Origin of the sequence: Pseudanabaena sp. SR411 (genome assembly GCF_002251945.1) — a bacterium.
Classification (GTDB): Bacteria; Cyanobacteriota; Cyanobacteriia; order Pseudanabaenales; family Pseudanabaenaceae; genus Pseudanabaena.
In genome coordinates, this window is sequence record NZ_NDHW01000123.1 from 1 (window position 1) to 8947 (window position 8947).

Annotated in this window: 8 protein-coding genes and 2 pseudogenes; 6 read left to right on the forward strand and 4 right to left on the reverse strand. The window is 41.8% G+C overall.

What is annotated here, in order from left to right; translation table 11 throughout:
• Both B9G53_RS12910 and rpiA read right to left on the reverse strand, forming a co-directional pair.
• A partial coding sequence (locus B9G53_RS12910) for an ISAs1 family transposase (protein ID WP_141211771.1) occupies positions 1–550 on the reverse strand: 550 nt, incomplete at its 3' end.
• 180 nt (positions 551–730) lie between these two features.
• Complete coding sequence (gene rpiA / locus B9G53_RS12915; RefSeq protein WP_176453198.1) at positions 731–1444, reverse strand: ribose-5-phosphate isomerase RpiA; 714 nt, start codon at positions 1442–1444, stop codon at positions 731–733.
• Positions 1445–1867: 423 nt separating this feature from the next.
• Here rpiA and B9G53_RS12920 point away from each other — a divergent pair, with 423 nt between their 5' ends.
• From B9G53_RS12920 to B9G53_RS12940, 5 genes are all read left to right on the forward strand, one after another.
• Entirely contained in the window at positions 1868–2944 is a 1077-nt protein-coding gene (locus tag B9G53_RS12920; protein WP_094532923.1) for a BLUF domain-containing protein, read from the forward strand.
• A gap of 110 nt (positions 2945–3054) precedes the next feature.
• Complete coding sequence (locus B9G53_RS12925; protein WP_217901575.1) at positions 3055–4914, forward strand: serine/threonine-protein kinase; 1860 nt, start codon at positions 3055–3057, stop codon at positions 4912–4914.
• Between the two features lie 58 nt (positions 4915–4972).
• A complete protein-coding gene (gene purE / locus B9G53_RS12930; RefSeq protein ID WP_094532927.1) occupies positions 4973–5494 on the forward strand; it encodes a 5-(carboxyamino)imidazole ribonucleotide mutase in 522 nt (173 codons plus the stop codon).
• 271 nt (positions 5495–5765) lie between these two features.
• On the forward strand, positions 5766–6923 hold the full coding sequence (locus tag B9G53_RS12935; protein ID WP_094532933.1) for a pyridoxal phosphate-dependent aminotransferase: 1158 nt from the start codon (positions 5766–5768) through the stop codon (positions 6921–6923).
• 80 nt (positions 6924–7003) lie between these two features.
• The gene (locus B9G53_RS12940) at positions 7004–7435 is read left to right on the forward strand and encodes an Hpt domain-containing protein (RefSeq protein WP_094532929.1); all 432 of its coding nucleotides are present in this window, start codon (positions 7004–7006) and stop codon (positions 7433–7435) included.
• 71 nt (positions 7436–7506) lie between these two features.
• On the opposite strand, the pseudogene B9G53_RS12945 reads toward B9G53_RS12940, so the two are convergent.
• Positions 7507–7656, reverse strand: a pseudogene (locus B9G53_RS12945) (IS1 family transposase); the annotation flags it as partial.
• A gap of 73 nt (positions 7657–7729) precedes the next feature.
• Here B9G53_RS12945 and B9G53_RS26795 point away from each other — a divergent pair.
• Positions 7730–7888 (forward strand): IS1 family transposase, encoded by a 159-nt coding sequence (locus tag B9G53_RS26795; protein ID WP_141211772.1) that lies wholly within the window; start codon positions 7730–7732, stop codon positions 7886–7888.
• A gap of 496 nt (positions 7889–8384) precedes the next feature.
• Here B9G53_RS26795 and B9G53_RS29065 read toward each other — a convergent pair.
• Positions 8385–8947, reverse strand: a pseudogene (locus B9G53_RS29065) (IS5/IS1182 family transposase); the annotation flags it as partial.

The window sequence follows — 8947 nt, forward strand, 5'->3', positions numbered from 1 at the left end:
TCGACTGTTTTTTTTGCCAGTGTAAAGCATCCATCGTAAATACATGATTTTCTAACTTAAGCTGTGATAGCAACTGTTGAATGACGCTAATCTCACTCTCTTTTTTGTTTTCCATCACCCCTGTGACGATCACTGTTCCCTGTTGTTGTGAAAATAGGGACACCATACTAATAAAGTTCTGTTGGCTGTTATCGCAATTACTRACTGTATTTCGCAGACTTTTGCCATCWCCTGCTATGGCTGCTCCTGTGGCTATCGCTTGCTTTTGCACCCATTTGTTAAATGCACCATTGAGATACGCATAGTCTATTTCCATCATTACCCGTCTCATAGTTGAGTAGGACGGTACTGTTTTTTGTTTGAGGRCTAGTCTTTGTATTAGGTCACGTCGATGTCTTTCCGCAAATCTTCCCCATCCTTGAATACTCTGATGTCCACTCATGATTGCCATGATCACTATCAGCAGGATTTGCCATATTTCATCTCGGCTTCCTTTTGCCTTGCGGGGATCTGGTATCTCTTTGAGATAATCAACTAGACTATTACTCATTTTCTAGCTTATTTGACTTGATTGGATTAAATTATTACAAAACACATCTAAGTCTGTCTCTAGCCTTTTTCTTGTTGCTCTTAACCTTTCTTGAAATAGCACTGCCATTTAATTCCCCCTAGCAAGGGGGAAAACTAGAAATTTTGTTCCCTCCCCTTTGCAAGGGGAGGGTTAGGGGGGTTAAGAAATTTCGCGAATTTGAGGTTTTCCGTCCTTAAATTCACCGACTAAAATGAGATCGGTAACGCCGACAAATAGACCGTTTTCGACAACACCAGGGATATTGTTCAAGGTTTTCTCCAGTTCAGCAGCATCTGCGATCGCATCAAAGGTGACATCTAAAACCATATTGCCTTGATCGGTAATTACGGGACCATCTTTTTTGACACCCATGCGTAGATCGGGTTTACCACCTAGCTTTTCTACGGCTCTAGTGACGGGTGCTACTGCCATCGGCAAAACTTCGATGGGTACTGCAAAAGTGGAGCCAAGCTTATCTACTAACTTCGATTCATCGACTACGACGATAAATAATGCGGCTAGGGAATCGACAACCTTCTCACGGGTATGAGCAGCGCCGCCACCCTTAATTAAAGTTTTATTGGGGTCAACCTCATCCGCACCATCGATCGCTACATCTACGCGATCGACATCATCAAGACTGCGGATGGGAATACCATATTTTTTGCCCAAGACTGAAGCTTGGAAAGAAGTGGGGATGCCGACAATATCGGTTAGCTCACCTGTCGAAATGCGCCGACCTAACTCCTCGATCGCAAAAGCAGTTGTGGAACCAGTGCCTAAACCAACTACCATACCCGACTTGACGCGCTGCGCCGCCGCAATGCCAACTTCTTGTTTTAACTTTTTAATATCTTCAGCAGAAATACTCATGGGAAATACTTATTTATAAACTTAAAAGCAGTAATGGTTCTGCGATTTAATAAAGAACCCAATTTTTAGTGGCGCGGCTTTGCCGTGCCACTAAAAATCGGTTTTTTATTTTACTGCGAGTCCCTAATTTTAATCCTATCGCAACCTGTGAGCAGCGACTGAGAAACTGTCTAAATGAAATGTGTTATATGATACGATCCTAAATGATTTGAGAGAGCGTGTCCCTTCGGGACGCACTCTCTCAAATCATTTAATCTCATGATCGCTATAGGGTGGGGAAGCATCAAAGCAGTTACGCCAGATAGCTGATTACACTGCTATCGTCATTTGAGTTACAAATGATATAGGTGGGACTTAAAAGATTGATTTTTATTTGATGTCACAGAAATTGCATTCTTTCGCTATCCCCAATATCGCAATTTTATGAAAAGGCTAACCTATATCAGTAAGTTTGCGCGATCGCTAACTACAAAAGAAATTGAAAGTATTGGCAGTGTTTCCCAAACAAATAACTCTAGGGATGGTATCACGGGAGTATTGCTATCTTGCAGTGGCATATTTTTTCAAATCTTAGAAGGTGAAGAAGATAGAATTGATAACCTTTACACAAGAATTTTAGAAGATGATCGTCATAATCAGATTCTCTGTCTCAAATCAGAGCTAAATGTCTCACAGCGACGCTTTCCAGATTGGTCGATGGAAGTAATCGCTTTAGATGAAAATAACGATATTTTGCTACAGCCCATCAAGATTTTGCTGCAAACCTTGGGCGAATCACAAACAATTTTAGCGAGTTATACGCAATCAGGAGTTTTGCAAGCAATAGAGAAAGGAATTAATCCACTCACACTTACACCCCGTTACGCCGAAAAAATCATTTTCTTTGCCGATATCATTAGTTTTACCAGCATTACTGAAAAACTAGAAGTAACTGAAGTTGTGGATTTACTCAATCAATTTTTTACTATTTGTACTAAAGCGATCTCAGCTAGAGGTGGCGAAGTTACGAAATTTATTGGAGATTGTGTAATGGCGTATTTTGATGGTGATCGCGCCGATGAAGCGATCCAAGCGAGTTTAGATGTGCTAGCCGAACTGGAAATATTACGCAATCAAGCACCTGCTCATAGTCCATTACGAGTTCTCTATATTGGTATTGGATTATCGAAAGGGAAAGTTTTGGAAGGAAATATTGGTTCTCAAACTAAAAAAGAATATACAATCATAGGTGATGCGGTGAATGTTGCCTCAAGGATTGAAGCCCTGACTAGACAGTTAAATCGATTTTTGGTATTTTCGGCATCTGTACGGGAGGGGCTAAGCGATCGCTGGAGACCTGTAAGGCTAGGGGATTTTAAAGCAAAAGGAAAAGAGGCGATCGTCGAGGTGTATTCGATTGATGATGTCTTAACTTTCCAAAAGTCAGATTTTCAGAAGCTAAAACAAGAAATTAAGCAACATCTTGAACTAATTGGCAGTCAAACCCCAGAATTAGTGTGATTAACCAAATAAATGAAGGCGGCGCTTCGTGCCGCCTTCATGATAATGCCATGTATTTTTGAAAGCGTTGTCAAGCAACGCTTTCAAAAAATATATTGTGTTTTACTACAGTGCAAAGCGCTGTATGCTGTACGATCGCTATTAGCGATGAATATAACCTCATGATGTCAAACCTTTTAGATAACCGCTATCGCGTCACTAGCGTCCTAGGCAGTGGCGGCTTTGGGGAAACCTATTTGGCTGAAGACACCAAAGTACCCTCCAACCGTCGATGCGTAATTAAGCAACTTAAACCTGTTGCTGACAATCCCCAAATGTATGAATTACTGCAACAAAGGTTTCATCGTGAAGCAGCCGTTCTCGAAACATTGGGAGAAGAGAGTCGCTATATTCCCAAACTCTATGCAAACTTTACGGAAAACGGATTATTCTATTTAGTTCAAGAATGGATTGATGGACTAACTCTAACCGAAACTATTGAACGTAGTGGCAAATGGAATGAAGATGCGGTCAGACAATTACTGATTAGCATTCTGCAAACGCTAATCTATGTTCACGATCGCGGCATTATTCATCGAGATATCAAGCCTGATAATATTATTTTGCGTTCTGGTGAGCCAGTTCTAATTGACTTTGGCGCAGTTAAAGAAACTCTCAATGTCAGCACAATTCGTAGTTCAGCGCAGCAAGCACATTCGATTGTGATCGGTACACCAGGATTCATGGCTTCCGAACAAGCGGCTGGCCGACCATTTTTTGCTAGCGATCTCTATAGCCTTGCCTTAACTGCTATTTTCGCGCTGACGGGGAAATATCCTCAAGAACTCGGAACTGATCCGCAAACAGGAGAAGTTCTCTGGCAGCCGCTTGTACAGGGAATTAGTACAGATTTAAAAGCCATATTTGCGAAGGTATTGCAGTTTGATCCACGCGATCGCTATAGCTCGGCAAGAGAGATGCTAGAAGCTTTGCGCCCAACTCAAATACTCAATCAATCTCCTCCTAAACAAGTTCCCAAATCTCCAGCTCTGTCAAATATGCAGACTGTAGCCGTAACGCCTAGAGGCTATATCCCACCTACAGTTCCTGATCAATCTGTTTACGTTTATCAACCTCAACAAAATCCCAAGAAAAAGATCTTTGGTCAGTTATTAGTAACTATGATCGTCGGTGGCACAGTTGGAGCTGCGATCGCTTTAGGTGTAGTTGTTTCCCAAAATGGCGGCATAGTAGCATTATGGAATAAAATCTTTCCTGCTAATCAGGCTGTTACCAAAACACCATTTTATTTTCTTGCCGATTCTGCTTTTGAGGATAAAGACAAAGCCAATCTCAGAGTAGAAAAATTAAAGTCTTTAGGATATGCAGATGCAGGCTTGTTCTGGATACCTGACTATCCTAATTTAGGAAGCAACAAATTTCAGCAAGTCTATACAGGACAGTTTCAAGATCTTGAAAGTTGCAAGACTAAACTCAATGAACATCTCAAGTTTGTAGATGATGCCTATTGCGCTTTTGCTAGTCCTAACGCCACAGATCCAGTCCAGAGAATTTCTAAAAGCGATTTGCCTCAACCTACTGCTTCGCCTACACCTACGCCAACGGCAACTCCATCAAAAACGCCAACGGCAACTCCTACACCAACTAGACCCTCTCCAGAACAAGCAATCAGAGACTATTACAGTCTAATTAATGATCGCCAATTTCAAAATGCATGGCAAAGTCTGACACCCAAGTTTCAACGCGATCGGGCTGGTGGCTTTAACACTTTTACTGACTGGTGGGGCACTGTTGATCAAGTCTCAGTTAATGGAGCACGTCTTGTTGAAACTAAAGAGAATTCAGCGATCATCGATATTGATCTCACCTACCGAAAAGATAAAGCTACTTTTCCTGAGACTCTTCGTATGTCTCTAGTTTGGAATGAGTCTGCTAAACAATGGCAAATCAGTGAAACACAGAGACAGTAATTTATGATAGATTCTCAAGCTCTATAGGGCTTTGAAAATCTATATCAAACTTGAGAATATGCTAAATCAACCACTAGTCAGCATCATTATGGGTAGTGATTCTGACCTACCAACCATGCAAGGCGCGATCGCAATTTGTCAGCAGTTCAATATTCCCCACGAAGTCGCGATTATCTCTGCACATCGCACCCCTGAGAGAATGGTGGAATTTGCGAAAAATGCCCATATGCGAGGAATTAAAGTAATTATTGCAGGAGCGGGTGGGGCTGCTCACTTACCAGGAATGGTAGCGGCGCTTTCGCCTTTGCCTGTAATTGGTGTGCCAGTCTCGACTAGACAGCTTAGCGGTGTTGATTCGCTCTATTCGATTGTGCAAATGCCCAAGGGAATTCCTGTCGCAACTGTGGCGATCGGTAATGCTGATAATGCAGGACTGCTAGCAGTGCAGATTCTCGCTAGCCATGACTCTCAACTACTTGAAAAAGTAATTGCTTATCGTCAATCGCTAAGAGATATGGTGATGGAAAAGCAAGATAAGCTAGATGAACTAGGAAGTGAAAAATATTTGCAGCAAATGTAGTGTGATGTAACTCACTTTTCGCAGATAGAATTCCTGCGATAGCAAAGGTTTAGGGCTGGTACTGGGGCACAGCCCCTACGGAACAGGAATTATTCAGGTAGGGGCAATCCCCCCGTGGTTGCCCTGCTTCGCTATCAGCAAGAGATTCATCGTCTGCGTTCTGCGTAACATCAATGATGTAAGTCTTGACCAGTTATAGCGATTTCGCTTAGGATTGAGTAAAGGCGGCGCAATGCGTCGCTTTTACTTTTTGAAGCTTAGAGATATTACATTGACTACTGTTTCGCTATCACATCGCGCTATTCAAATTAAAGAATCCCAAATTCGCGAAGCCTCCCGTTATTGCGAAAAGTTTGGCGCAATTAATCTTGCTCAAGGTTTACCCGACTTTCCTGCGCCAGAAGCAATCAAAGAATCCGCAAGAGCCGCGATCGCCTCAGATTTCAACCAATATGCAGATAGTTGGGGCTGGGACAAGTTGCGAGTGGCGATCGCCGAAAAAATGCTACGAGACAATCAAATTGCGGTTGATCCTGATACGGAAGTCACAGTCTGCTGCGGCGCGACCGAAGGGCTAAATATTGCCCTGATGACATTAATCAATCAAGGCGATCGCGTTTTAATTTTTGAACCATTTTACGAGAATTACATTCCGAATCTAGCGACAGTGGGAGGGATTCCTGAATTTATTACCCTGCAACCACCACAATGGGAAATCACTCAAGAAATCCTTGAGCCTGCTTTTAAAAAAGGAATTAAGGCGGTAATTATTAACAGCCCTGCTAATCCTACGGGCAAAGTCTGGACGCGCACAGAACTAGAACTAATCGCTAAACTCTGCCAGCAGTATGATGTCTATGCGATTACCGATGAAATTTACGAATATATTATTTATGAAGGCGAACATATTAGCCTGATGAGTATTGAAGGAATGCGCGATCGCACCATCGTCGTGAATGGTTTCTCAAAAACCTTTTGTATCACTGGTTGGCGGTTAGGATATACTGTGGCAAGTCCTGAACTAACAGCCGCAATGCGGCGGATTCATGACTTTATTACGATTTGCGCTCCTGCACCTTTGCAACATGCCGCCTTAACTGCAATGCAATTTGGACACGAATATTTTACCAAGTTAGCGTTAGATTACAAACGCAAGCGCGATATGCTTTACCCTGCTTTGGTAGAGCTAGGTTTGTCACCTGTACTACCTAGAGGTGCATATTACATCTGGACTGATAGCTCCGCGATCGCCCCAGATGCTGACAGTGCAGCATTTCGCTTAGCTAAAGAAGCCTTAGTTGCGGCGGTTCCTGGTAGTTGCTTTAGTCATCCTGATCGTGACAAGGTAAATGGGTTAAGATTCTGTTTTGCTAAGAAAGATAGCACAATTGAAGCAGCAGTCAAAAATTTGCGTAAACTCAAGCCATAGGCTATTAAGAATCATCGATATTTGGTTTCATTGCTAGTTTTGCCAAATATTATTTAATCCCAATAGTCGGGAGTAGGGCTATGTTTGAAAATATAGAAGATAATACGATCGCGAAAGTATCCCAGCTAATTCATGAGTATCCAGAGTTTAGGGATTTACCAACTCTGGATATTTCTACATTTCAAGAATTGCGGGAGACAATTGGCGACGATATAATTTTTTCGGATTTAGTTACGATTTATCTTAATTCCGCCGAGAATTTAATGGTGTCAATTCAGACTGCCTTTAAGAATCAAGATGCGAGTAAATTTGCACTGGCTTCACATTCTCTAAAATCAACCAGTGCTAGCATTGGCGCAACGAGGCTCTCTCACATATCCAAGTATCTAGAGAAAATTGGTCGATCAGGAGAAATTACGATTTCTTCTGAATTTTTAGACCTCCTCAATAATGAATATAATGAGGTGATTAAAGCAATCAAAATCTGTATCCTTGAGTTTATGTCACAATAATCGGTAGTCCTGTAAAGGAAAGGATTTGAATGGGTAGTCCTAAGGCTGTTCTTTGCGCAGCCGGTAGTGTGTCACATTTGTTGAGAGATTGATGAGGATTGAAAACAAAACTCATATCTATTGATAAACAAACCAATGACAATATCATGCATCACAATCGATTTAGAGAAGCAAATCGTCTTTCTAGCTAGTCGCTTAATCCGAGTTCGTAAAGTTAGATGCGGTAGTGTGTCACATTTGTTGATAGAAGCAAAATAAGGTATAGTCAGCAGTAGTTAAGGAAAGAGAGAAAAGATGGTATTTGAAGCAGTCAATTGTCCAACTTGTGGAGAGGTAGATATCCAACGGCATGGACAAAGTAGTACAGGTAAAAAGCGGTACACTTGCTGTAATTATAACTGTACTCGTAAGACCTTTATTCTCGATTACACATATCAAGGATATCGTCCATAGGCTTTTTTTCGGCTTGTTCTCTCACCTGTTCATGCAATGTAGCCATGATTTCCCTCAGTACTCCTGACTCTCGCCATTGCTTGTAGGGCTAGTACACTGTTGAGTATGGGGGTAAATCTTTGGGTCAGTCTGCCCAATTACATCCATTCTTGAGTTGGTAACTGATGTTACGTGGAAGGAACAGTTAGTTTTTGAAGAAGAGAGAAACTAGCTCTAATAGCATTGAAGTAGAGTTTAGCCTTGAGAGCAAAATGATTGAGTTTCGTATTGATACGAAGTCGCTGACGTGATTTTTCTGAGCATGAGCAATCCCTGTAGGAGACTTAGCAAGAGTGAGATTAGATTTCAAAGACTTGTGAAATTCTTCGACTTTCCATCGTTTTTGATAGATTGTGTTGATGTCAGTTGCAGTTAAGTCGAGATTACTGCAAGCTAAATACAAAATCCCTGTAGATTGATTTTTGTTTCTAAAAACCTGCTTAGTGATCGAGACAGGAAAATCAAGTCTCTTCAAAAACACCTTGCAACAAGAATCTGGGTTTAAGAGCGTGTTTGAGAAGTTAAGCGAGAGTTTGGAGCCAAACTCTACAGGTGTTCCCCCCTTGCCTTGAACAATGGGACGCACTTGGGGTTGCGTGAGGCTAACGATGCGGTCGTTAATACGATGACAACTTTGATCGTACATTGATTGTTGTTGCCGAAATACTTCACTGACCACCAGCAAGATCCGATAAAGAGACTTACTTAACTCTGACAGTAATACACCTGCGGATACCAAAGACTCAATATGACCGAGATTGCGACGCACATATCCCAATTGCTGSCGAATTGCTTTGCGTAGCTTTTTACGGTTGGGTTGACGTTGTTTGGTGATGGTTAGATAGACTGTCCTTGCTTGAAGACGATAGGTGCGGGGTTTCTTTKGAAACTGTGCTTTCACTTGTTCGTAAAGAGCATCAATGATCTTATCAGTTTGTGCTCTTGCTTGATTCAATAGGTTGATGTCAGTGAGATAGCGAATATCGACTGGTGTGACAGTGGCATCTCTTTGATGATTAG

Bases quoted from the DNA above. Each gene is read 5' to 3' on its own strand.
- B9G53_RS12940 (WP_094532929.1), top strand. From the start codon at position 7,004: ATGTTTGAAAATATAGAAGATAATACGATCGCGAAAGTATCCCAGCTA.
- B9G53_RS26795 (WP_141211772.1), top strand. From the start codon at position 7,730: ATGGTATTTGAAGCAGTCAATTGTCCAACTTGTGGAGAGGTAGATATC.
- purE (WP_094532927.1), top strand. From the start codon at position 4,973: ATGCTAAATCAACCACTAGTCAGCATCATTATGGGTAGTGATTCTGAC.
- rpiA (WP_176453198.1), bottom strand. From the start codon at position 1,444: ATGAGTATTTCTGCTGAAGATATTAAAAAGTTAAAACAAGAAGTTGGC.
- B9G53_RS12920 (WP_094532923.1), top strand. From the start codon at position 1,868: ATGAAAAGGCTAACCTATATCAGTAAGTTTGCGCGATCGCTAACTACA.